The organism is Xanthomonas sp. CFBP 8151 (assembly GCF_011761885.1).
In the GTDB taxonomy this organism is placed as follows: Bacteria; Pseudomonadota; Gammaproteobacteria; order Xanthomonadales; family Xanthomonadaceae; genus Xanthomonas; species Xanthomonas arboricola_B.
Genome location: NZ_JAASQZ010000002.1, coordinates 377330 through 399961 on the forward strand (window position 1 = coordinate 377330; position 22632 = coordinate 399961).

General features: G+C 66.6%; 21 protein-coding genes and 2 pseudogenes. 13 read left to right on the plus strand and 10 right to left on the minus strand.

Annotated features, from left to right (window positions below; translation table 11 throughout):
• Positions 1-210: 210 nt before the first annotated feature.
• The 4 genes from FHT08_RS09570 to FHT08_RS09585 all read left to right on the plus strand — a co-directional run bounded on the left by FHT08_RS09570 (position 211) and on the right by FHT08_RS09585 (position 4000).
• Positions 211-606 carry an EF-hand domain-containing protein gene (locus FHT08_RS09570; RefSeq protein WP_166774956.1) on the plus strand — a complete coding sequence of 132 codons (396 nt, stop codon included), beginning with the start codon at positions 211-213 and terminating at the stop codon, positions 604-606.
• A gap of 142 nt (positions 607-748) precedes the next feature.
• Positions 749-1222: a MarR family winged helix-turn-helix transcriptional regulator gene (locus FHT08_RS09575; protein WP_104538840.1), complete on the plus strand. Its 474-nt coding sequence runs from the start codon at positions 749-751 to the stop codon at positions 1220-1222.
• A 34-nt stretch (positions 1223-1256) separates the two neighbouring features.
• Entirely contained in the window at positions 1257-2084 is an 828-nt protein-coding gene (locus FHT08_RS09580; protein ID WP_166774957.1) for a p-hydroxycinnamoyl CoA hydratase/lyase, read from the plus strand.
• Between the two features lie 437 nt (positions 2085-2521).
• Entirely contained in the window at positions 2522-4000 is a 1479-nt protein-coding gene (locus FHT08_RS09585; protein ID WP_166774958.1) for an AMP-binding protein, read from the plus strand.
• 190 nt (positions 4001-4190) lie between these two features.
• Here the strand turns inward: FHT08_RS09585 and FHT08_RS09590 are convergent, their stop codons facing one another.
• From FHT08_RS09590 to ubiH, 5 genes and pseudogenes are all read right to left on the minus strand, one after another.
• On the minus strand, positions 4191-5192 hold the full coding sequence (locus FHT08_RS09590) for a LysR substrate-binding domain-containing protein (protein ID WP_104538463.1): 1002 nt from the start codon (positions 5190-5192) through the stop codon (positions 4191-4193).
• Between the two features lie 65 nt (positions 5193-5257).
• A pseudogene (locus tag FHT08_RS09595) lies at positions 5258-5595 on the minus strand (protocatechuate 3,4-dioxygenase).
• Positions 5596-5656: 61 nt separating this feature from the next.
• A pseudogene (locus tag FHT08_RS09600) lies at positions 5657-6166 on the minus strand (protocatechuate 3,4-dioxygenase); the annotation flags it as partial.
• Between the two features lie 537 nt (positions 6167-6703).
• Positions 6704-7885, minus strand: a complete 1182-nt coding sequence (locus FHT08_RS09605; RefSeq protein ID WP_166774959.1) for a UbiH/UbiF family hydroxylase — start codon at positions 7883-7885, stop codon at positions 6704-6706.
• Entirely contained in the window at positions 7882-9090 is a 1209-nt protein-coding gene (ubiH, locus tag FHT08_RS09610; protein ID WP_166774960.1) for a 2-octaprenyl-6-methoxyphenyl hydroxylase, read from the minus strand. Before ubiH ends, FHT08_RS09605 begins: the two co-directional genes overlap by 4 nt.
• A 282-nt stretch (positions 9091-9372) precedes the next feature.
• Here ubiH and FHT08_RS09615 point away from each other — a divergent pair, with 282 nt between their 5' ends.
• From FHT08_RS09615 to FHT08_RS09655, 9 genes are all read left to right on the plus strand, one after another.
• The gene (locus tag FHT08_RS09615) at positions 9373-9951 is read left to right on the plus strand and encodes a hypothetical protein (RefSeq protein WP_104604208.1); all 579 of its coding nucleotides are present in this window, start codon (positions 9373-9375) and stop codon (positions 9949-9951) included.
• A 1-nt stretch (position 9952) separates the two neighbouring features.
• Positions 9953-10510: a cob(I)yrinic acid a,c-diamide adenosyltransferase gene (locus FHT08_RS09620; RefSeq protein ID WP_166774961.1), complete on the plus strand. Its 558-nt coding sequence runs from the start codon at positions 9953-9955 to the stop codon at positions 10508-10510.
• A gap of 37 nt (positions 10511-10547) precedes the next feature.
• Positions 10548-11456, plus strand: a complete 909-nt coding sequence (locus tag FHT08_RS09625; protein ID WP_166774962.1) for a histone deacetylase family protein — start codon at positions 10548-10550, stop codon at positions 11454-11456.
• Positions 11457-11581: 125 nt separating this feature from the next.
• Positions 11582-14011: an LPS-assembly protein LptD gene (gene lptD / locus FHT08_RS09630; RefSeq protein WP_166774963.1), complete on the plus strand. Its 2430-nt coding sequence runs from the start codon at positions 11582-11584 to the stop codon at positions 14009-14011.
• Entirely contained in the window at positions 14008-15408 is a 1401-nt protein-coding gene (locus FHT08_RS09635; protein WP_166774964.1) for a peptidylprolyl isomerase, read from the plus strand. The genes lptD and FHT08_RS09635 overlap by 4 nt, the downstream gene beginning before the upstream one ends.
• A 4-nt stretch (positions 15409-15412) precedes the next feature.
• Positions 15413-16381: a 4-hydroxythreonine-4-phosphate dehydrogenase PdxA gene (gene pdxA / locus FHT08_RS09640; RefSeq protein ID WP_166774965.1), complete on the plus strand. Its 969-nt coding sequence runs from the start codon at positions 15413-15415 to the stop codon at positions 16379-16381.
• A gap of 115 nt (positions 16382-16496) precedes the next feature.
• Positions 16497-17285, plus strand: coding sequence for a 16S rRNA (adenine(1518)-N(6)/adenine(1519)-N(6))-dimethyltransferase RsmA (rsmA, locus tag FHT08_RS09645; RefSeq protein WP_166774966.1), 789 nt, complete (start codon positions 16497-16499; stop codon positions 17283-17285).
• Between the two features lie 36 nt (positions 17286-17321).
• Positions 17322-17705 carry a Co2+/Mg2+ efflux protein ApaG gene (gene apaG, locus FHT08_RS09650; RefSeq protein ID WP_104538471.1) on the plus strand — a complete coding sequence of 128 codons (384 nt, stop codon included), beginning with the start codon at positions 17322-17324 and terminating at the stop codon, positions 17703-17705.
• A gap of 28 nt (positions 17706-17733) precedes the next feature.
• On the plus strand, positions 17734-18693 hold the full coding sequence (locus tag FHT08_RS09655; RefSeq protein ID WP_104538472.1) for a symmetrical bis(5'-nucleosyl)-tetraphosphatase: 960 nt from the start codon (positions 17734-17736) through the stop codon (positions 18691-18693).
• Between the two features lie 207 nt (positions 18694-18900).
• Here FHT08_RS09655 and FHT08_RS09660 read toward each other — a convergent pair whose 3' ends face one another.
• From FHT08_RS09660 to FHT08_RS09680, 5 genes are all read right to left on the minus strand, one after another.
• Complete coding sequence (locus FHT08_RS09660; RefSeq protein WP_104538473.1) at positions 18901-19395, minus strand: dihydrofolate reductase; 495 nt, start codon at positions 19393-19395, stop codon at positions 18901-18903.
• A 62-nt stretch (positions 19396-19457) separates the two neighbouring features.
• On the minus strand, positions 19458-20252 hold the full coding sequence (locus FHT08_RS09665) for a thymidylate synthase (protein WP_104538474.1): 795 nt from the start codon (positions 20250-20252) through the stop codon (positions 19458-19460).
• The gene (lgt, locus tag FHT08_RS09670; protein ID WP_166774967.1) at positions 20249-21139 is read right to left on the minus strand and encodes a prolipoprotein diacylglyceryl transferase; all 891 of its coding nucleotides are present in this window, start codon (positions 21137-21139) and stop codon (positions 20249-20251) included. Before lgt ends, FHT08_RS09665 begins: the two co-directional genes overlap by 4 nt.
• A gap of 54 nt (positions 21140-21193) precedes the next feature.
• Positions 21194-21685 carry a TPM domain-containing protein gene (locus FHT08_RS09675; RefSeq protein WP_104604201.1) on the minus strand — a complete coding sequence of 164 codons (492 nt, stop codon included), beginning with the start codon at positions 21683-21685 and terminating at the stop codon, positions 21194-21196.
• Entirely contained in the window at positions 21685-22581 is an 897-nt protein-coding gene (locus FHT08_RS09680; RefSeq protein ID WP_166774968.1) for a TPM domain-containing protein, read from the minus strand. Before FHT08_RS09680 ends, FHT08_RS09675 begins: the two co-directional genes overlap by 1 nt.
• Between the last annotated feature and the right edge of the window lie 51 nt (positions 22582-22632).

A 22632-nucleotide genomic window follows, 5' to 3' on the forward strand; every position in this document is an offset into this window, starting at 1 on the left:
TGCCGTACCGGGTGCAATGTGCGAGGTTGCGGTGCGGCCATGGGTTCCGGCTCCGGTCGCGGTTGGCCGATGGCGCATCGCGCACGCCGCACAGACCGCCGGCCTGGGCATACGCAGGCACTGTCGCCATACGGCGAGCACGCGGTGCACGCACCTCAAGACGCCCGACAGCCTCTATGCTTGCGGGCTGTTCCACGTCAGGGGGATCTGATGACCACCATGCGTATCGTTTCGTTTTCCGTGTTGCTGCTGCTCGGCGGCCACGCGCTCGCGCAACAGGCGCCGACGCCGGCCAGCAGCATGCCGCTGATCGATGTGCCCAATGTGATTCGCACCCAGCCGCTGTCCAGCGGCGAGGTCACCCATCAGGCCCAGCTGGAGCGTCCGCGCGGCGAATCCAGCGTGATCGTGCGCTCGATCCAGCCCAACAGCGTGGTCGGCAGCTACCGCATCGACTTCCAGGCCTTGGATACCGACGGCGACGGCAACATCAGTCGCGCCGAGGCACAGGCCAACCCGGCACTGGCAGATGAATTCGATGCGCTCGACACACGGCACAGCGGACACCTGAGCCGCGAACAGCTGAGCGGCTGGTTGATCCGGTAAATCATCCGGCAGCACCGCAGACAGGTCCTGCGCCCGCGCTACACAGGCGCGCAGTGCCCTTTGCTTGCGACCGCCACCACCTCTTGCAGTGCCCGCTTCGGTCGGCTAGATTGTATTTAACGGATACAATTTGGATGGCTCGATGAGCGCTCGCCTGACCCTTGCCGCAGACCTTGGCTATCAATTGCAACTGGCGACCCTGGCCTCCAGCCACGCCGCGCGCCAGGAACTGGCCGAACTGCATCTGACCCCGGCGCGCGTCACCGCCTTGATCCACATTCGCGACCAGCCCGGCTGCGACCAGACCGAACTGGGCAACCGCCTGCTGGTCAATCGCGCTGCCGGCATGAAGATCGCCAACGCACTGGCCGAGCAGGGCCTGATCGAGCGCCTGGCCGGCCGCGACCGACGCAGCAAGGGCCTGTACCTCACCCCGCTTGGCGAGCGCACGCTCGGCACTGCGCAGGGCTGTCTGGCGCGGGCGGTCGCGCGCACCTGCACGGGCCTGCAGGCCAGCGAGCAGCAGACCTTGCTGCGCCTGCTCTGCAAGTTGAACGCCAGCGCCGCGCTGGAACGGGCCGGAGTGCCGGACACCGCGCTCGCCGACGCACTGTGATTTCCACTCTGTACCCACTCGAAGGAGACGCCGCTTGAACGAGCATGACGTGGTATCGGTCCGCATCGAACACCGCATTGCCTGGGTAAAGTTTGCACGCCCCGACAAACGCAACGCGATGAGCCCGGCGCTCAACCGCCGCATGATGGACGTGCTGGACGAGCTGGAATTCGACGACAACGTCGGCGTGCTGGTGCTCGGTGGCGAAGGCACCGCCTGGTCGGCCGGCATGGATCTGAAGGAATATTTCCGCGAAACCGAAGCCCAGGGCCTGCGCGGCGTGCGTCGCTCGCAGCGCGAATCCTATGGCTGGTTCCGCCGCCTGCGCTGGTATCAGAAGCCCACCATCGCGATGGTCAACGGCTGGTGTTTCGGTGGCGGTTTCGGGCCGTTGTTCGCCTGCGATCTGGCGATCGCCGCCGACGAGGCGCAGTTCGGCCTGTCGGAAATCAACTGGGGCATCCTGCCCGGCGGCGGCGTCACCAAGGTCGCGGTGGAGCTGCTGTCGATGCGCGATGCGATGTGGATGACGCTGACCGGCGAAACGGTGGACGGCAAGAAGGCCGCCGAATGGCGCCTGGTCAACGAAAGCGTGCCGCTGGAACGGCTGGAAGCACGTACCCGCGAGGTGGCCGAGCTGCTGCTCAAGAAGAACCCGGTCGCGCTGAAGTACGCAAAGGATGCGGTGCGCCGGGTCGGCACCATGACCTACGACGAAGCCGAAGATTATCTGGTGCGCATGCAGGAGGCGGCCAACTCGTTCGACAACAACGCCCGCAAGGAAGGCATCCGCCAGTTCATCGACGAGAAGAGCTACAAGCCCGGCCTGGGCGCATACGATCTGACCAAGAACAGCGCCTGATCACTTCCTACGGCGCCTGAAGCGATGCGTGCACCACGCGCATCGCTGGCGCTGCCCGTTGTTTTCCGCACCGAGGAGGGAGGATGGAAGCCGTGTCCGCAACGCTGCGCGGGATCGCCGCGCGTGGGCCGTCGGGCCTGCTCATCCAGCGGGTTCAAGCACTCCGGGAGCGGCCGCGAAGACGGCATCGAAGAACCGCACGCGTTCCTCGAACCCAAAGCCATCAATCCCACTCAAGCCCTTCAGCACCCGACCGCGCCGCGACCATGGCGCGGTCGTAACGCGATGCGGCAGGCACTGCGTTGTCCATCGCCTCCTGCGCTGCGTCCGCAGCGTCGGGTGAACGTTCGCTAGGTGTTCTGACGCGCGTCAACCTTCAGCCGCAGCCGCCGTCGTCACGTCAGTCACCCACTCATCTGCATTCGGAAGACAGCGCCATGACCATGCCGACCGACTCGATCTCCCTCCACGCCCGCCTTAGCCCTCATCGGCTTGCTGCGCGCGACCTGCTGCTGGATCAGCAATGGTCGTACGCAGAATTGGACGCATTGATCGGCCGTCTGGCTGCATTGCTGCACACGCGCGGCTGCGTCGATGGCGAACGGCTTGCCACACTGGCACGCAATTCGGTCTGGCAGGTGGCGTTGCATTTCGCCTGCGGACGCGTCGGTGCGATTTACGTCCCGCTCAACTGGCGGCTAAGTGCAGGCGAACTGGATGCATTGCTACAACGCGCCGAGCCGCGCCTGCTGTTGGGCGACGACGTTGCTGCGGGGCGCGCCGATGTCGCGTCGCTGGCCGACTTCATCGACGCGGCGAAATTGCTCGAACCTGCAGACACTGCGTCGATTCCACCCGACCGCATCAGCCTGATCCTGTTCACCTCCGGCACCTCCGGTCAGCCCAAGGGCGTGATGCTGAGCGAGCAGAATCTGCAGCAGGTGGCGCACAACTTTGGCGTCACCACGCGCGTGGATGCGGGCAGCAGTTTCCTGTGCGAAGCGCCCATGTTCCATATCATCGGCCTGGCCACCAATGTGCGCCCGGCGCTGGCGGTAGGCGGCTCGATCCAGGTCTCCAACGGCTTCGAACCCAAGCGCACCCTGGGCTGGCTGGGCAACCGGTCGCTGGGCATCACGCATTACGTCGGCGTGCCGCAGATGATGCAGGCGTTCCGCAGCCAGCCCGGTTTCGATGCGGCCTCGCTGCGGCATCTCACCGCGCTGGTCAGCGGCGGCGCGCCGCACGCCAGCGATGACCTGCTCGGCTGGCTGGAAGACGGCATCCCGATGGTCAGCGGCTTTGGCATGAGCGAGGCCGGCACGGTGTTCGGCATGTCGGTGGACTGCGCGGTGATCCGCGCCAAGCTGGGCGCGGTCGGCATTTCGCCCCCTGCGGTGCAGACACGCGTGGTCGATGGCGATGGCAACGACTGCCCGGTCGGCGTGCCAGGCGAGTTGCTGTTGCGCGGCCCCAACCTCAGCCCCGGTTACTGGCGCGATCCGCAGGCAAGCGCCGCCGCGCTCGACGAGCGCGGCTGGTTCCGCACCGGCGACATCGTGCGGCACGATGCCGACGGGTTTTTCTGGATCGTCGATCGCAAGAAGGACATGTTCATTTCCGGCGGTGAGAACGTGTATCCGGCCGAGATCGAAGCGGCGCTTGCCGACCATCCGCAGGTACGCGAATGCGCGGTGGTGGGGATCGCCGACCCGCAATGGGGAGAGGTGGGCTACCTGGCGATCGTGCCGGCCGACGACGCGCCGGATCTGGAACAGATCCGCGCCTATCTGGTCGAACGACTGGCCAAGTACAAGGTGCCCAAGCATCTGCGCGTGGTCCAGGCGCTGCCGCGCACCGCGACCGGCAAGCTGCAGAAAGCGCGCCTGAAAGACGCCCTGGTCAGCGGGGCGTGATGCGTCCGGGATGTGGATCGCGCCGCGCGCAGCTGGCAGCGACCCGCAGGTTCGCTGCCGAGCCACGGCGGCGAACCATGCCCGGCAGCGCAACAGGGGCCCCGAGCTGCCTGCCGTGTGCGTGCATCACGCCAGTGCAGCACCACCCAGACGCGGCAGCGCTTGCGCCGCGCATGCCCCGCTCAATCGATCACGCGGACTCGTCCAGCAACAGGGTGTCCTCGCTGATCTGGTCGTCCACCCACACCGCCCCCTGCTCGGCCATGGCCGCCAATTGGCGTTCCAGTTCGCGCATCAGCAAGCGCACGCCAGGCTTGTGGATGGCACTGCCATCGCGATAGATCACCCCGCCTGCGCGCGCCTGCGACGGCTGTTGCAGCTGAAAGGCGCGCAACTCGCCACGTGCGATATCCCCGGCCACCATCATGCTCGGCATGACGGCGATGCTGTCGGTGCCGAGCAGAATCTCGCGGGTAAAGCTGGCCGAACTGGAACGCAGCTGATCGCGCGTGGCCAGCCCGTGTTCGCGCATCACCTGCCCCACATCGCGCTCGACATGCTGGCTCAGCGTCGGCAGCACCTGGCGATACGCAGCGGCTTCGGCGATACGCACCTGGCCGTTGGCAAACAGCGGGTGGTCGCTGCGCGCCACCAGCGCGATCGGATCCTGGTACAGCACCTTGCGGATCAACCCGTCGTAGCGAGCCAGCGGATACAGCCGGCCCACCACCAGATCGATCTCGTTGCCGGCCAGCTTGGGCAGCAGTTCGTCGGTGCGCCCATGCAGCAGGCGCACCCGCAAGGTGGGTTCGGCGCGATACAACGCGGCCAGCACGGCCGGCAACAGGCCGCTGGCAGCGACCGGCAACGCGCCCACGGTGATGGTGAGCGCATCGTCTTGCAGCAGACCCTCAAAGGTGTCCTGCGCACGGCGCAACTGGCCGAGCACAACATGCGCGGTCTGTACCAGCACCTCGCCCATCGCGTTGGGGCGCACGCCGCGCGAATGACGCTCGAACAGCGGCGCGCCGACGATCTCTTCGATCTCCTGCAGGGCACGCGTCAATGCGGGCTGGGTGACGTTCAACACGCGTGAGGCGCGGAGCAGGCTTTTCTGCCGATCCAGCGCCTCGATCACACGTAGATGCCGGACCTTGATACGGTGTTCGAAGAACACGGAGGACATGGTCATGGGGATGGACCTTACGTTGGGAAGTCGGGTAATGCGGCGGGACGGCACCTGGCCGGCCCTGCAGATCAGCGTGCATCGGGCACACGCCGGGTCTGCATGGCGTCTTCGAAGGATTCGCCACGCATGATGGCGTCGACCTGCAGATTGGTCATACGCACCAGACGGGCGAATTTTTCGATGACGAAGACGTTGGCGCGGTACCGCACCAGTCCGAGCCGGCCGCGTGCGAGGATCAGCGCCTTTCATGCTCGGTGAGGCCGGCCTCCTGCATCAGTGTTTCGGAATTTTCAAGCAAGCGATCGCGCCACCGGGCGCGAATCATATGCCACAAGAATCGATCGATGCGCAACGCGCGGTTGCCGGTACGCAGATCGAACAGGTACGTGCCGCCGATCTGGTGCATGCCGCGTACTTGCGGAATCGTAGGCCGCCCCCCGTGCCGCGTTTGCGGTATGCGTGGTGTGCGCCAGCAACTGCGCTGAAGACGGCGCGTCAGCGGTTTCGATGCCCGGCTCGTACAGCACCACCGTCATCGCGGTGGCGCTCATCAGGCAGTGGTTCTGATGCAGCGTGCGGATCGGCCCGCCCAGCGCACTGCGCAGCGCCAGCCACATGATTTGCTGCACGCTCCCGTCGCCCCCCTGGCACACGTCATCGCCGTGGGTGAGATCGGTCAGCGCTCCCGGCGCATGCTGGAAACGGTCCAGAAATTCCAAGCCCCACCCGGTGTTGTTGACGCAAATGCGCTCGCCGATGCCCGCTGCGAAGGCCGTATATGGGCCGAAGAACGGCGTGCAGTGGTCGTTGCAGAACAACACCAGCCCAGCGGCCTGCCGCTTGGCCGACCAGCCAGCCACGGGCGTGTCGCCGTCGAACAACGGCTTCCACAATGGATCCTGTTGTCTGCCCTTGTCGTAGGCCACCCCGATGGCGGGAACGTGCGAGGTTCCAATGCCGCCGATGATGCTTGCCATGCTGCACTCCTGCGATGCGCGCTGGCCATTTGCCGGTGGCCGATTGCGCGTCGCTGATTGAATCGAAATGCGTCCCGCCATGGGATCTCACCAACGCCGGCCAGCCACTGCGGACCGCCGAAACGATCTCCTCGGGATCCAAAGTGCCACCAAGCGATCTCATCTGCAAGATTTTTATACCGGTATTGCAAGTTGAGCGCATCACCGCGGCAGTGCTGGCAGCGCCACTGACCATCTCGCGCCGAGCACGCCACTACCCAGCGCCACAGCATAGGCATCTGACCCGCACACTGGCTGGCGCGAGCCACCCGCACGGCTTCGGACCTTAGCAGTCTGGCGACCCGGCCTGGCACTGCATGCAGCGCTGTCTGCATCAGCGTGCCGCATCCGCCTCCGCAGCACGCACGCCGACGCAGCAGCATGCATGCCGCGGATCCGGGCGTGTTGCCGCGCTAGTTCGGCGGCAGCCTGCCGGGCGAGCGCCCGCATGCCTTATGTGGGGGTAAGCCACACCGGTGCCGCGCGCTGCGCGCGCGATCACGCGCTGCCGGAGGCACGCTTCCACAGCACATCGACCAGCGGCGGCAACCTGCCGGCCAGCCCGAGGACCGACCCGCGCAACAGGGTCAGGTGCATGTCGTCGTTGGAGAACACCGTGTTGATCGCATCGAAGCCATAAGCAGCCACAGTGTTCTCGCTGCGGCGGGTGCGCGCCCAGCGCTGCAGCCGATGCGGGGCAGCCCAGTCAGCACGCCTTGCCAGCGCATCACGCACCTCGGCGCGCAACGCAGCGACATCGCGCAGGCCCAGATTGACGCCCTGCCCGGCCAACGGATGCACCACATGCGCAGCATCGCCCAGGGTCAGCACGCGGCCGCTGACATACTGCTCCACCAATTGCCGTTGCAGCGGAAACGCCGCGCGCGCGGAGACCACCCGCACCTGCCCCAGCCGCGCTGCGAAGGCCTGGGTCAGCTCGCGCGAGAAGTCGGCATCGTCCAGCGCCAGCACGCGCGTGGCCTCGGCATCCGGCAAGGTCCATACGATCGAACTGCGGCCATCGGCAAACGGCAGCAATGCCAGCGGGCCGGTGGTCAGAAAGCGCTGCCAGGCAGTGGCCTGATGCGGCTGCTCTGTCTCCACGAAGGCGACCACGCCGCGCTGCGCGTAGGCATGCCGCGACACCGGCACACCGGCGAGCTCGCGCAAGGTCGATGCGGCGCCATCGGCGGCAATCGCCATCGCCGCTTCCAGGCGGCTGCCATCGTCCAGGCGCAGGCGCACGCTGCTTGCATCCTGTTCCAGCTCGACCACGCGTGCCGGGCAATGCACCTCGATGCCGGCCGCATGCACGGCGGCCCACAAGCGATCGACCAGCACCGCGTGTTCGATGATCCAACCGAGTTGTTCGCGGCCCAATGTGTCGGCATCGAAGCTCAGTTCGCCGCCACCGGCCGCGTCCCAGACCCGCATGCGCCGGTACGGCTGCACGCGGGCAGCGCGCACCGAGGCCCATGCGCCCAGGCTGTCCAGTAACGCGGCATTGTCGGCGGCGAAGGCATAGACGCGCAGATCGGGCTGGTCGGCCCGCCAGCGCGCGGGCTCGCGGCCTTCGACCAGCGCCACGCTCAGGCCGGCATCGGCCAAGGCCAACGCGCAGGCGGCACCGACCACGCCGCCACCGACGATCAACGCATCGCGGGTACCACGGCGACTCATGCGACTCCCCTGCACAATTGCGGCACATCGCCACGGAAACCCATCGCCCCGCCGACCAGCATCGACTGCAACGGCGCCGCCTGCGAGGTGGCGAGCAGGCCGAGGCTGCGCAACGGCCTCAGCAGCGGCGCCGGGTTGCCGGTGAGCCGCGCCAGCCCGCTGGAGAATCCAATGGTCTGCTCGCGGTCCACCCGTCGACGTGCCAGATACTTGGCCAACAGTGCCCCTGCACCGGCATCGCTGCGATCGTGCTCAATCAATTCGGCCAGCGTCAGCGCATCGCGCAAGCCGAGGTTGAAGCCTTGGGCGCCGATCGGATGCAGCGTCTGCGCGGCGTTGCCCAGCAGCACCACGCGCTCGGCGACCAGGGCGTTGGCCAGCACCTGCACCAGCGGATACGCGCTGCGTTCGCCGCTGGCGACAAAACGCCCGGCGCGCCATCCGGCCGCCCGCTGCAACCGCGCCAGCCAGCCGGCTTCGTCGAGCGCGGCCACCGCCTCGGCCTCGGCGCGCGCCACGCAATGGATCGCGCCGTAATGGCGGTCGCCGCGCGGCAACAGCGCGGTCGGCCCATGCGCGCCGAAGCGCTCCCACGCGGTGCCATCCGGTGGGCGGGAGGCGCGCACCCGCGCCACGAACAAGGTCTGCAGGAAGTCGTGCGCGTCGCTGCCGATATGCAGCAGCTCGCGCACTGCGCTGTGGGTGCCATCGGCGCCGACCACCAGCCGTGCCTGCACGCGCTGCTCGCCGTCATCGGTGGCAAGCCGCAGCGCGCGCAGACCGTCCTGTACCGGCTCGACCCCGATGCAGCGTGCCGGGCGATAGCGGCGCAGCCGGGTCAGTTCGTCCAGGCGGGCCTGCAACGCCTCGCCGAAATCGCGCGCCACCACCACCTGGCCGAAGCTGTCGCGGCCGTAATCGGCCGCGTCCAGCTGCACGCGGCCAAAGTCGCCGGCGCGGCTGACGTGGATGCGCCGGATCGGCCCGGGGGCGCTGCGCAGCTTGGCCATCACCCCCAGCACGCTCAGCGCGTTGACCGTGGCGGCGGCAAAACTCAGGTTGCGTTGGTCGAACACCGCTGGGGGCATACCGGCCGGGGTGGCTTCCACCAGCCCGACATCCAGGCCGATGCGGTCCAGCGCAATCGCCAGACTGGAGCCGACCAGGCCGCCGCCGACGATCAGAACGTCATGTGGATGTGTCATTGCCACATGATAAGCCTTCGCCCATGACCCGTTGCCGCGACCGGGGGACAGCTTGCCGCGCCCGGGCTGGCGTGGTGCGGCCGGCTGCTCGCGCGGGGAGCGCTGCCCGACGCTTGCCGGTGCAGGGCGTATCCAGACGTCGAGCCGTTTGCGTCCGCAGTGTTCGGCAACGGGGGGCTCGGCGGTCGCTTGCGCCAGGCGGCTTCCGCAAGGCCGCCCATGGCGCGGGCGTACCGGGTTCCACGCTACACTCGCCAGCCTGTGATCCAGCCACCTCCGCGCATGACTCCTCGCTCGCACGACACCCTGATTTTGAGCCTGCTCGCCGTCCTGATGGCCGCCACGCGGATCAATCACTTCGCGCCGGTCCCGGACGCGTCCTGGGCGGTGTTCTTCATCGGCGGCTTTCATCTGGCCGCGCGCACCAGGCTGGCATTCCCGCTGCTGATGCTGCTGGCGGTGGCGGTGGATTGGCTGGTGATCACCAACCAGGGCCTGAGCTTCTGGCAGCACTACTGCGTATCGCCGGCGTACTGGTGCCTGATCCCGGCGTACTTCGCGCTGTGGGCCGGTGGCATGTGGCTGCGGCGGCAGTACCACGGCGCGCAGTGGAGCACGCTGGCCAAGCTGGTGCCGGCGCTGTTGCTCTCCGTGGCGCTGTGCCAGTTGATCGCCCAGGGCAGCTTCTACTGGATCAGCGCCAGCGTGGCCGAGCCGACCGTGGCCGGCTGGTTCAAGAACTACACCGACTGGCTGGGGCCGTATCTGCGCAGTGCCGCGCTGTATGTCGCCGCTGCCGCGGCGGTCCAGGTGGCCGCCGAGCGCCTGACCAGCGCGCCCGGCCAGGCCCAGGCCGGCTGAGATGGGCAACCGGCTCTCGCGGATCTATACGCGCACCGGCGACGACGGCAGCACCGGGCTGGGCGACGGCAGCCGTACCGGCAAGGATGCGCTGCGCGTCAACGCCTACGGCACCGTGGACGAGGCCAATTCGGCCATCGGCGTGCTGCTGGCCGCCCCCGGCGTACCGGAACCGATCGCCGGGCTGCTGACCACCATCCAGCACCAGTTGTTCGATCTGGGCGGCGAGCTGTGCATGCCCGGCCGTGCGGCCGTCGAGAGTGCCGATATCGATGCGCTGGAGCGCCAGCTGGACCTTTTCAACGACACGCTTCCCCCGCTGAAGGAGTTCATCCTGCCGGCCGGTGGCGAGGCCGCCGCGCGCTGCCATCTGGCCCGTACCATCGTGCGCCGGGCCGAGCGCGAGACCGTTGCGCTGTCACGCCAGGAGACCGTGCGCAGCGAAGCGATCGGCTATCTGAACCGGCTGTCCGACCTGCTGTTCGTGCTGGCGCGCGTGCTGGCGCGTGCCGATGGCCAGCAGGAAGTGCTGTGGCGGCACGACCGCCGGCGCGGCTGACCTGCACATGGCACGACGGACAGGCTAGATTTGCCCCATGTTGGTCTTTACCCATCCCGCCTGCCTCGGTCACGACGCCGGCCCCGAGCATCCCGAGAGCCCCGCCCGCCTGGAAGCGGTGGTGGAGGCGCTGCGCGACGCGTTCCCGGACCTGGACTGGCGCGAGGCGCCGCTGGCCAAGCTCGGCGACCTGTGCCGGGTGCACGAGCGCGAACAGGTGGACGCGGTGCTGGAAACCGCCTTCGAAGGCCATCACCGGCTCGACGTGGACACCGTGATGTCGCCCGGCTCGCGCGCGGCGGCATTGCGCGCGGCCGGTGCCGGCATCGCCGCGGTGGATGCGGTCATGCAGGATGCCACCCGCACCGCCTTTTGCGCAGTGCGCCCACCCGGGCACCACGCCACCGCGCAGGTGTCGATGGGCTTTTGCCTGTTCAACAATGTCGCAGTGGCCGCCGCGCATGCGCGCGATCGGCATGGGCTGGAACGGATCACCATCGTGGATTTCGACGTCCATCACGGCAACGGCACGCAGGCGATCTTCGAACGCGACCCGAGCGTGCAGTATCTCAGCACCCACCAGTCCGGGCTTTATCCGCACTCGGGCAGCGTTTACGAGCGCGGCATCGGCAACATCCACAATCTGCTGCTGCAACCAGGCAGCGACGGGCTGCGCTTCCGCAATGTGTGGGAGGACGAGATGCTGCCGCTGATCGATGCCTTCCGCCCGCAGCTGATCCTGATCTCTGCCGGCTTCGATGCGCATCTGCGCGATCCGCAGGCCGATCTGCTGCTCGATGCCGACGATTTCGCCTGGCTGACCGCTGCGCTGCGCACCCTGGCCGAGCGACATGCCCGTGGCCGGGTGGTGTCCATGCTGGAAGGCGGCTATGACCTGCAGGCCTTGCGGGAAAGCAGCGTGGCGCACGTGGCCGCGCTGCGCTGAACCCCGGCGGCCCCTTGCTCGCGCCCTCATTGCGATGAACCTCGCCCTCCCGACCCGGGAGCTCGTCATTGCCCCTATGCGGGGTATACGGCAAGCTAGTGGCCATTTTATTGGTTGAATCACGCGTGCGCCGAGCTCTCCGCCTGCTGCCCCTGCCTTTGAGCATCGCCATCTGCCTCCCGGCCATGGCTGCCGACAAGCCGTTGAACTGGGGACTGTGCCCGGCGGTTGATCCGTTGCCAGGGTTCGACGGCGCGCCCGCCGCAGATGCCAAGGCCGCCGAAATGCGCCAGCAGTTGCCGACCGACATCGAAGGCGACCAGCTGTCCGGCACCAGCACCACCCCGCAGTACCAGGGCAATGTGGCGCTCAAGCGCGGCGACCAGTTCCTGGGTGCCGACAACCTGCGCATGGACACCGAGACCGGCAACTACATCGCCGAAGGCAATGTCCGCTACCAGGACACCTCCTTCCGCATGGTCGCCGACCGCGCCGAAGGCAACCAGGACACCGACGCCCACAAGGTCACCAACATTCGGTACCAGTTGGTGGACCGGCGCGGCAATGGCGCGGCCGAATCGGTGGATCTGCAGGGCCAGGTCGGGCAGATGCACCGCTCCACCTACACCACCTGCGATCCCTCGCAGCCGATCTGGCGCGTGCGCGCGCCGGAGATCGACGTCGACAACGAAGAAGGCTTCGGCACCGCCCGCAATGCCGTGCTGCAGATCGGCAAGGTGCCGGTACTGTACTTCCCCTGGTTCAAGTTCCCGATCGACGACCGTCGTCAGACCGGCCTGCTGTTTCCGCAGTTCGGCCTGTCCGGCCGCAATGGCTTCGACTACCTGCAACCGATCTACCTGAACCTGGCGCCGAACTACGACGCGACCCTGCTGCCGCGCTACATGAGCAAGCGCGGTTTCATGTTCGGCACCGAGTTCCGCTACCTGTACGAAAACGGTCGCGGCGAGATTACCGCCAACTACCTGCCCAACGACAAGTTGCGCGACAAGGACCGCGGCAGCGTCTTCTACAGCGGCTACCATGACATCAACAAATACTGGCAGGCGCGCAGCAGCATTTCATGGGTCAGCGACACCCGGTATGTGGAAGACTTCACCAGCCGCCTGAACGGCATGGGCTCGGCCTCCAGCCTGCAGAGCACCGTGGGCATCTACGGGACCGGCGAGACCTGGACCGCCGGCCTGATGGCCGACCGCTGGCAGCTCACCGACTACACGCTGGACGAGCAGTCGCTGCCCTATAACCGGCAGCCGCGCGCCTATTTCACCTGGGACAAGCCATTCGGCATCTTCGAGGCGGGGGTGTACGCCGAGGCGGTACGGTTCACTCACGACGATTCGTACGACGTGGTCTACACGCCCAGCAGCGGCAACAGCGACGCCAACGGCGACGAATACGTCCGCACCAATATCCGCAACTACGAATACGGCAGCGGCTCGCGCTTCGACATCAAGCCTTACATCTCGATGCCATTGTCCGGCGCAGCCTGGTTCTTCACGCCGACCGTAGCTTGGCGCTACACCACGTATCAGCTGGATTCGACGTTGGCCAACACCAAGCCGCTGACCGGCGACCGGTCTCCCTCGCGCAGCCTGCCGATCGCATCGGTGGACGCCGGTCTGTATTTCGATCGCGAGACCTCGCTGTTCGGCACCAACTATCTCAATACGCTGGAACCGCGCATGTACTACCTGTACGTGCCGTACCGCGACCAGGACGATCTGCCGGTCTTCGATACCCGCCCGTTCACTTTCAGCTACGGCCAGTTGTTCCGTGATTCGCGCTACACCGGTGCCGACCGTCAGAACGACGCCAACCAGCTGACCCTGGCGGTGACCTCGCGCTGGCTGCGCCAGGACGATGGCCGCGAGAAGTTGTCGCTGAGTGCAGGCCAGATCCTGTACTTCAACGACTCGCTGGTCACCATCAACAACAGCACCAATTCGGCCGCCGGCAGCGAACAACCCATCGAGCAGGGCAAGTCCGCCTGGGTGGCCGACGCCAATTACATGATCAACGACCGCTGGTCGATGGGCGCCACCTATCAGTGGAACCCGAATTCGCGCAAGGAAGACCTGGCCAGCCTGCGCACGCGCTATCTGCTCAATAACGACGGCATCGTCAATCTGGCGTATCGCTACCGCCGTAACCCGACCAACAATAGCGACCAGCTCGAGCAGGCCGATTTCTCCTTCCTGTACCCGATCAACCCCAGCTGGAGTGCGGTCGGCCGTTACTACTACTCGCTCCTGGATCGCAAACCGCTGGAGATGATCGGTGGCGTGCAGTGGGACAGCTGCTGCCTGGCGGTGCGCGCATTGGTGCGCCGGTTCGTGCGCAACCGCGACGGCGAGATGGACAACTCCATCCAGGTGGAGTTCGTGCTGAAGGGCTTGAGCTCGTTCGGCCAGAACACGGACCGCACTTTGCGCCGTGCTATTCTCGGCTATTACCGCGACGACCTGTACCTGGTCCCGCCCAGCAATACCACGACTAATCCGGACGATTACGATCCGAACTTGATTCCATGACCAAGCCTTTCTCTGTTGTTCTCGCCTCGCTGCTGGTACTCACCAGTACGCTCTCGCCGTTGGCCTCGGCACAGCAATCCCAGCCGCTGGATCGCATTGCCGCCATCGTCGATGAAGACGTGGTGCTGCAGAGCGAGCTCGATCGCGCCGTACGCAACGTCAAGTCGCAGTACGCCGGCCGGGAAAACCAGCTGCCGCCGGACGATGTCCTGCAGCGCCAGGTGCTCGAGCGTCTGGTGCTTGTCAAATTGCAGGTCGGCCGCGCCGATGGCAGCGGTATCCGCGTCAGCGACGAGGAACTCAACCGCGCCATTGCCAGCATTGCCCAGCAGAACGGCACCACCGTGGACGGCTTGCGTCAGAAGCTGGCGGCCGACGGCATGGGCTATGGCGATTTCCGCGCCTCGGTCCGCGACGAAATCATCGTGCAGCGCCTGCGACAAAGTTTTGCGCAGAGCCGCATCAGCGTGAGCGAAGGGGAAGTGGACACTGCGTTGGCGCAGCAGGCCACCACCGGCAGTCAATATCACCTGGCGCACATCCTGGTTGGCCTGCCGGAAGGCGCGACGGCCGATCAGATCGCCACCGGCCAGAAAAAGGTCGATGGCGTGAAGGCATTGATCGACAAGGGCGAGCTGGACTTCTCGGCAGCGGCCGTGCGGTACTCCGACAGCCCGAATGCGCTGGAAGGCGGCGATCTTGGCTGGCGCAGCCTGGATGAAATCCCGAATGCATTCGCACAGCTGATCCGCGACATGCAGCCCGGCCAGGTTGCCGGCCCGCTGCGTGGTCCGAGCGGCTTCCAGTTGCTCAAGTTGGTGGAAATGCGCGACGCCAATGCCGGCGGCGAGAAGAAGCTGGTCACCGAATACAACGCACGCCACATCCTGATGCGCGTCGGCGACAACCAGACCGAGGCGCAGGCCAAGGCCAAGATCGACACGCTGCGTGCGCGTATCACCGGCGGCGCCGACTTTCAGGCCACCGCGAAGGAATCTTCCGAAGACACCAACAGCCGTGGCCAGGGTGGCGATCTGGGCTGGTTCCCGGCTGATGCGTTCGGCCCTGACTTCGGCAAGCAGGTCGAAGGCCTGGCCGACGGCGCAGTGTCCGAACCGTTCCGCACCCAGGCGGGTTGGCATATCGTGCAACGCGTGGGTAGCCGTCAGACCGACGTCAGTGCCGAAAGCCAGCGTGCGCAGATCCGTGAAACGATCGGCCGTCGCAAGCTGGAAGAAGAGTACAACCGCTATCTGCAGGAGCTACGTGGCGAAGCGTATGTGAGCTTCCGTACCGGCGACCGCGCCGACGGCGATGCCACCGCCGCTCCAGCCAAGCCGGCCGACCCTGCGGCGCCTGCCGCACCGACACCGCCGCCGGCGCGGCCGACGCGCTGATTCGATGCTCCCGTCGCTCGCGCTGGTGCCAGGCGAGCCGGCCGGGATCGGGCCGGAGCTGTGCGTCCGGCTCGCCCAACGGCCGCGCTCGGACGCCCACCTGATCGCCTACGCCGATCCGGACACCCTGCACAGCGCCGCAAAGGCGCTGTCTTTGTCTGTGCGGCTGCTCGATCCGGACCAGCGCGCGCGCGCGCCCGGCGACTTGCCGCTGCATCCGATCCGCCAAGCCGTGCCTACCCACTTCGGGACACCTGATCCCGCCAATGCGGCAGCGGTCATTGCCGGCCTGCGTGGCGCTGCCGGCGACTGCCTGTCCGGCAAGCTGCAGGGCATCGTCACCGGCCCGGTACACAAGGCAGCGATCAATGCCGGTGGCATCCCCTACACCGGCACCACCGAGCTGCTGGCCGAACAGGCGGGCTGCCCGGTGGTGATGATGCTGGCCAATGCCGTCGTGCGCGTCGCCCTGGTAACAACCCATTTGCCATTGCGCGCAGTCGCCGATGCGATCACCGCCGAGGCGGTAACGCGCTGCCTGCGCATCACCGATGCCGCGATGCGACGCGACTTCGGCCTGGAACGCCCGCGCATCGCGGTGCTTGGCCTCAACCCGCATGCCGGCGAAGACGGGCACCTGGGCCGCGAGGAACTGGACATTATCATCCCGGTACTGGAGCAGCTACGCGGCGACGGCATGCAGCTGATCGGCCCGCTGCCGGCCGACACTGCATTCTTGCCGCAGAAACTCACCGGCTTCGATGCGGTGGTGGCGATGTATCACGACCAGGGCCTGCCGGTGCTCAAGTACAGCGGCTTCGAGCAGGCGGTCAACATCACGCTCGGCCTGCCCTACCCGCGCGTGGCGGTCGATCACGGCACTGCACTGGAGCTGGCCGGGCGCGGTATCGCCGACCCGTCCAGCCTGATGGCGGCGACCAACCTGTGCGCGCGTCTGGCAGCACGCCGCTGAGCGAGAGGCGATTGCCTGCGTTGGACGATGCGCATCGTGCACGCATCCCATCTGCCGCGTCTCCCAGGTGCAGGACCGGCACCGCGTGCAGGCGCTGCCACGTTAAACTGCGCACATGAATCATTCTTTCAGCGCACCGGCCAAGAAGTCGCTTGGCCAGCACTTTCTTGCCGACCGGTATTACATCGACTGCATCGTGCAGGCAGTGGACCCGCGCGCCGGCCAGCACCTTGTCGAAATCGGCCCCGGCCAGGGCGCGATCACCTTTCCGCTGCTGCGCAAGCACGGCGCACTGACCGTGATCGAGTTCGACCGCGACCTGATCGCACCATTGACCGACGCCGCTGCACCGCTCGGCGCGCTGAGCATCATCCATCGCGATGTGCTTGGCGTGGATCTCACCGCGCTGGCCGATGGCACGCCGATCCGGCTGGTCGGCAACCTGCCCTACAACATCTCCTCGCCGATCCTGTTCCATGCGCTGGACCATGCCGGCGCGGTGGCCGACATGCACTTCATGCTGCAAAAGGAAGTGGTCGACCGCATGGCCGCCGGCCCCGGCAGCAAGGTATACGGGCGCCTGAGCGTGATGCTGCAGGCCTATTGCGAGGTCACCGCACTGTTCGTGGTACCGCCAGGCGCATTCCGGCCGCCGCCGAAGGTGGACTCGGCGGTGGTACGGCTGGTGCCGCGCGATCCGGCCACGGTGCTGATCAGGGATCGGCGGCGCTTTGCCGACGTGGTGCGCGCCGGTTTCGGCCAGCGTCGCAAGACCCTGCGCAATGCCTTGTCCAACGTCTGCGAGCCCGCCCATTTCGAGGCCGCGCAGGTGCGCCCGGATGCGCGCGCCGAACAACTCGAGGTCGCGGATTTTGTCCGTCTGGCCAATGTCGAGCTGGCTTGAGCGCCGCTCCCACACGGTTTTATTTAGACTTTCCGCATGCACGATGATCCGCGCTACCGGGTCGAGGTCGAGGTGTCGCCCCGCTTCCTCGCCCATCAATCGACCCCCGACGAAGGCCGCTACGCCTTCGCCTACAGCATCCGCATCCACAACGCGGGCGTCGTGCCTGCGCGCCTGATCGCACGTCATTGGCAGATCACCGACGCCAACGGACGCACCGAACGGGTGGATGGCGAAGGCGTGGTCGGCGAGCAACCCTGGCTACGCCCCGGCGAGGCATTCAGCTACACCTCTGGCGTGCTGCTTGAGACCGAGCAGGGACAGATGCAAGGTCATTACGACATGGTGGCCGACGATGGCACCGAATTCACCGCCCCGATCGCCGCCTTCGTGCTGAGCGTACCCAGGACGCTGCACTGATGGATGCTGGACTGATGGAGCGCAAGCGATGAGCGTCTGGGCGATTGGCGATCTGCAGGGGTGTTACGACATCACCCAGCGCCTGCTGGAAAAAATCAACTTCGATCCCGCGCAGGACACGTTGTGGTTCTGCGGCGACCTGGTCAACCGGGGCGGCCAATCGCTGGAAACGCTGCGCCTGGTGCATTCGCTGCGCGCACATAGCGTGGTGGTGCTCGGCAACCACGATCTGTCGCTGCTGGCGATCGGCGCGCGTTCTGAAGAAGAGCAGCGCAAGGTCAATCCGGATCTGCTGCGCATCGTGCTGGCCGAAGACCGCGACCTGCTGCTCGACTGGCTACGGATGCAGAAGCTGGCACACCTGGACCGCGAACTGGGCTGGATGATGATCCACGCCGGGCTGGCGCCGAAGTGGACCACGCAGATGGCCGAGAAACATGCGCGCGAGGTCGAGCAGCAGCTGCAGGGCGGCGGCTATCGCAAGCTGTTGCGCAACATGTACGGCGATCAGCCGGGCTGGTCGCCGGGCCTGAGCGGGTACGACCGCAGCCGCGCGATCATCAACCTGTTCACGCGCATGCGCTATTGCACCCCACGCGGGCGCATCGCCACCGACGACAAGGGCACGCCGGGCACGCAGGCGCAGGGCCTGTATCCGTGGTTCGAAGTACCGGGCCGGGTCGAGCGCGATCTCAAGATCGTCTGCGGGCATTGGTCCGCACTCGGGCTGACCATCACCCAGGGCGTGCACGCCATCGATACCGGTGCGGTATGGGGCGGCAAACTCACCGCCCTGCAGCTGGATACCGACGAACTGCGCGTGGTGCAGGTGCCGGGAATCCCGATCACGCAGCCGTCGCAGACCGCGCAACGTAGCCGGTCGCCGCGCCGTCGACAACGCCAGCGCGGCGGTGGCGGGGACAATGCGAATGCGAACGCCGGTTCCACCGCACCCGGTGCCGCTCCGCCCGCTGCCGCTGCGGACTGAATAACGGGCGCGGTCGGCGCACTGCTGCAGCATGCCGAGGCAGTGCCTCGGCGCTTGCGATCAGCCTGATCTTGCATCTGCCACGCGACTGGCACGCTTGCACATTGGGCCTTCCGGCATGCGAACGCACTGATTCGCATCGCTGCCTCAAAACCGCCGGACTGCATGCACTCGGCAGCACCATCGTGCATGCGCGGCTAACTGAGTTCAGCGCCGCCGATAGTCCACGTAATCGAATGCGAAGGCATGCCGCGCATCGACCGCGTGCGACTCGCGTTGCACCGGCTCCCACACGGCCGGGTCGATCGGCGGAAAGTAGGTGTCGGCCCGTTCCACGGTGGTGTCCACTTCGGTGACGGCCAGCAGGTCCGCACGCTCCATGGTCAGGCGATAGACCTCACCGCCACCGATCACGCACAGCTCCTGTGCACCGGCCGCCTCGGCCTGCGCAATCGCCTCATCGAGCGACACCACCGCCTGCATGTCCGCGAACGGCACCTGCCCCGAACGCGTCAGCACCAGGTTCACTCGCCCCGGCAAGGCACGCCCCAGCGACTGCGCGGTCTTGCGCCCCATCAGGATCGGCTTGCCCAAGGTCAGCGCCTTGAAGCGCTTGAGATCGTCCGGCAACTTCCACGGCAATGCGTTGTCGCAGCCGATGGCATTGTTGCGGTCGAAGGCGACGATCAGGGTCAGTTTCATACGGCCGACAGTATCCCTTCGAACATCAAATCCACGTGTGGCATCACTCAGCGAAGCGACGCTTACACCGCCACCGGCGCCTTGATCGCCGGATGCGGGTCGTAACCCTCGATGGCGATGTCCTCGAAGCGGAATGCAAACAGGTCGGTCACGGCAGGATTCAGGCGCAAGGTCGGCAGCGCACGCGCGCTGCGCGCCAGTTGCTCGCGTGCCTGCGCGAAGTGATTCGAATACAGGTGCGCATCGCCCAGCGTATGCACGAAGTCGCCCACGCCCAGGCCGGTGGCCTGCGCCACCATGTGCGTCAGCAGTGCGTAGCTGGCGATATTGAACGGCACGCCGAGAAAGATGTCGCCGCTGCGCTGATACAGCTGGCAGCTGAGCTTGCCGTTCACCACATAGAACTGAAACAGGCTGTGACACGGCATCAGGGCCATCTGCGGCAGCTCGCCGACGTTCCAGGCGCTGATCACCAGCCGGCGCGAATCCGGGTTGCGCTTGATCTCGTCCACCAGCCATTGCATCTGGTCGATCTCGACGCCGTCCGGGCCGGTCCAGCGCCGCCATTGCTTGCCGTACACAGGGCCGAGATCGCCGTTGTGGTCGGCCCATTCGTCCCAGATCCGAACCTGGTGGTCCTTGAGATAGCCGATGTTGGTGTCGCCCTGCAGGAACCACAGCAGCTCGTGGATGATCGAGCGCAGGTGCAGCTTCTTGGTGGTCACCAGCGGAAAACCGTCGTTGAGGTCGAAGCGCATCTGCCAGCCGAACACGCTGCGCGTGCCGGTGCCGGTGCGATCGGACTTCTCGGCGCCATGGTCCAGCACATGCTGCAGCAGGTCCAGATAGGGCTTCACTTGGCCGCCTCCGCGCCCGCGGTCTGCACCAGTACCGGCTGCAACACCGGCGCGCGGCGCGACATCGCCAGCAACACCAGGCCACCGATGATCAACGGCAGGCTCAGGATCTGCCCCATCGTCAGCCAGTTGAAGGCCAGGTAGCCGATCGGTGCATCCGGCACGCGCACGAATTCCACGATGAAACGGAACACGCCGTACAGCAGCGCGAACATCCCCGACACCGCATAGCGTGCGCGCGGTTTCATCGAGAACGTCCACAGCACCACGAACATCACCACCCCTTCCAGCGCCGCTTCGTAGAGCTGCGAAGGATGCCGCGCGAACCGGTTCAACGCACCGGCGGCGTACTGCGCCTGAATCTGTGCAGGCAACGTGCCGGCCAGTTCCGGCGCAAGCGGGAAGATCACGCCCCAACCGGCAGCGGTGAACTTGCCCCACAACTCGCCGCCGACGAAATTGCCGAGCCTCCCGAAGCCCAGACCCAGCGGCACCAGCGGCGCCACGAAATCCATCACGTCGAAGAAGTGCAGCCGGTGCTTGCGCGCCCACAGCCCGCACGCGATCAGCACGCCCAGCAGGCCGCCGTGGAAGCTCATGCCACCCTGCCACACCTTGAACAGGATCAACGGGTTGGCCAGCAGGCTGTCGAACGCATAGAACAGCATGTAGCCGATGCGCCCGCCCAGCACCACGCCGAGCATGCCGTAGAACAACAGGTCGGAAAATCCGTCCATGTCCACACCCGGCAAGCGGCCACGCAGGATGCGCGAGCGCCCCAGTGCCCAGGCAGAGAAGAACGCGGCGAGATACATCAACCCGTACCAGTGCACCTGCACCGGTCCAAGCGAGAAGGCGATGGGGTCGATGGCGTGCAGATAGATCATGCGGACCGCGGATCACAAAAAAGCGAGGCGTCTATTCTGACACCTCGCACGCGTTCAGCCTAAAAGATGTGGACGATCGGGCAGCTCGTCTTCATGCTGGACGCCATCAGTTGTGGGGAACTGCTCGGCCAACAGCACGGTCACCGCCTCGATCCCGGCCAGCACCGCCGCCTCGTGCTCGCCCTCGCGCAGGAACTGCTGCATGCGCCGGCACACCTCTGCCCATTGCGCCTCCGGCACCCGGCTGCGCAGCCCGCGGTCGGCGACCACTTCGATGGCGTGGTCGGCCAGCAGCAGATAGAGCAGCACCCCGTTATTGGCCTCGGTGTCCCAGGTGCGCAATTGCGCGAACGCCTGTTCGGCACGCTGGCGCGCGGTGTGCCCGCGCCATAGCGCGTCCAGCGGCAGGTCGGCTTCCACCGCCACCATGACCTGACCGGTGTGGGTGCGCTCGCTGGCGGCAACCGCCGCGGCGATCGCATTCATGCAGCCGGCAGGGAAACTGCGCTGCGCCGACGGCGCGAAGACATGCCTGAGCCACCGCATTACCAGCTCCCCGAGGCGCCACCGCCTCCCGATGATCCGCCACCACCACCCCAGCCGCCGCCACCAAAACCGCCGCGGCCACCGCCTCCAAAGCCACCGAATCCACCACCGCCCCAGCCACCGCCACCGACAAAGCGCCCCGGCGAACCGGACGCCAGGCCTGCCAGCAGCCCGATCACCGCAGCGCCGGCGCTGGCGAACAGCAGCGAGGTAAACAGCAGGGCGGCGCCACCGGCGGCGACGCCGGTCAGCAACGCGCGCAGCGGCCGTGGCAGGGCACCGAGAATGCCGCGCGCCACCATCGCGACCACAAAACCGATGAACAAGGCCATGATCCAGCCGCCGCCACCCGAACCGTTGCCGGCGCCGCCATCGGCGTGCCCGCTGACCGGCGCCGGCAGGGCCTCGCCTTCGATCAGGCCGGCGAGCGTCGCAGTCGCAGCGCTGATGCCGCCTGCGTAGTCGCCCTCACGGAAGCGCGGCGCCAGGTACTCCTGAATGATGCGGTTGGCGGTGATGTCGGGTATCGCGCCTTCCAGCCCGTAGCCGGGCTGGATCCGCACCCTGCGATCGTCCTTGGCCACCAGCAGCAACACACCGTCGTCCACGCCCTTGCGGCCGATCTTCCACTGGTCGAACACGCGCTGGGTGTACTGCTCGATCGCTTCGGGCTGCGTGGTCGGCACGATCAGGATCTGCAACTGCGCGCCCTTGCGCTGCTGCAAGGCCAGCGCCTGCTGCTCGAGTTGTTGGGTCTGCGAGGCATCCAAGGTGCCGGTGGTGTCGACCACGGGCGAGCGCAGTGGCGGAATGGCTGCCAGATCCTGCGCCAGGAGCGAGGCCGGCAGCAGCAACAGCGCCACCATCCAGAACACCCGCATGTAGTTCTTCCGCATTCGCAACTCCTACCTGATGAGCACTGGCGCTTCATCGGCACTGGCACTTGG

Coding starts and splice junctions, on each gene's coding strand:
- FHT08_RS09675 (WP_104604201.1), bottom strand. CDS start 21,685: ATGCGGTGGCTCAGGCATGTCTTCGCGCCGTCGGCGCAGCGCAGTTTC.
- FHT08_RS09660 (WP_104538473.1), bottom strand. CDS start 19,395: ATGAAACTGACCCTGATCGTCGCCTTCGACCGCAACAATGCCATCGGC.
- ubiH (WP_166774960.1), bottom strand. CDS start 9,090: ATGACACATCCACATGACGTTCTGATCGTCGGCGGCGGCCTGGTCGGC.
- FHT08_RS09585 (WP_166774958.1), top strand. CDS start 2,522: ATGACCATGCCGACCGACTCGATCTCCCTCCACGCCCGCCTTAGCCCT.
- rsmA (WP_166774966.1), top strand. CDS start 16,497: ATGAATCATTCTTTCAGCGCACCGGCCAAGAAGTCGCTTGGCCAGCAC.
- FHT08_RS09635 (WP_166774964.1), top strand. CDS start 14,008: ATGACCAAGCCTTTCTCTGTTGTTCTCGCCTCGCTGCTGGTACTCACC.
- FHT08_RS09570 (WP_166774956.1), top strand. CDS start 211: ATGACCACCATGCGTATCGTTTCGTTTTCCGTGTTGCTGCTGCTCGGC.
- pdxA (WP_166774965.1), top strand. CDS start 15,413: ATGCTCCCGTCGCTCGCGCTGGTGCCAGGCGAGCCGGCCGGGATCGGG.
- FHT08_RS09625 (WP_166774962.1), top strand. CDS start 10,548: ATGTTGGTCTTTACCCATCCCGCCTGCCTCGGTCACGACGCCGGCCCC.
- FHT08_RS09655 (WP_104538472.1), top strand. CDS start 17,734: ATGAGCGTCTGGGCGATTGGCGATCTGCAGGGGTGTTACGACATCACC.
- FHT08_RS09620 (WP_166774961.1), top strand. CDS start 9,953: ATGGGCAACCGGCTCTCGCGGATCTATACGCGCACCGGCGACGACGGC.
- FHT08_RS09605 (WP_166774959.1), bottom strand. CDS start 7,885: ATGAGTCGCCGTGGTACCCGCGATGCGTTGATCGTCGGTGGCGGCGTG.
- apaG (WP_104538471.1), top strand. CDS start 17,322: ATGCACGATGATCCGCGCTACCGGGTCGAGGTCGAGGTGTCGCCCCGC.
- lgt (WP_166774967.1), bottom strand. CDS start 21,139: ATGATCTATCTGCACGCCATCGACCCCATCGCCTTCTCGCTTGGACCG.
- FHT08_RS09615 (WP_104604208.1), top strand. CDS start 9,373: ATGACTCCTCGCTCGCACGACACCCTGATTTTGAGCCTGCTCGCCGTC.
- FHT08_RS09590 (WP_104538463.1), bottom strand. CDS start 5,192: ATGACCATGTCCTCCGTGTTCTTCGAACACCGTATCAAGGTCCGGCAT.
- FHT08_RS09680 (WP_166774968.1), bottom strand. CDS start 22,581: ATGCGGAAGAACTACATGCGGGTGTTCTGGATGGTGGCGCTGTTGCTG.
- FHT08_RS09575 (WP_104538840.1), top strand. CDS start 749: ATGAGCGCTCGCCTGACCCTTGCCGCAGACCTTGGCTATCAATTGCAA.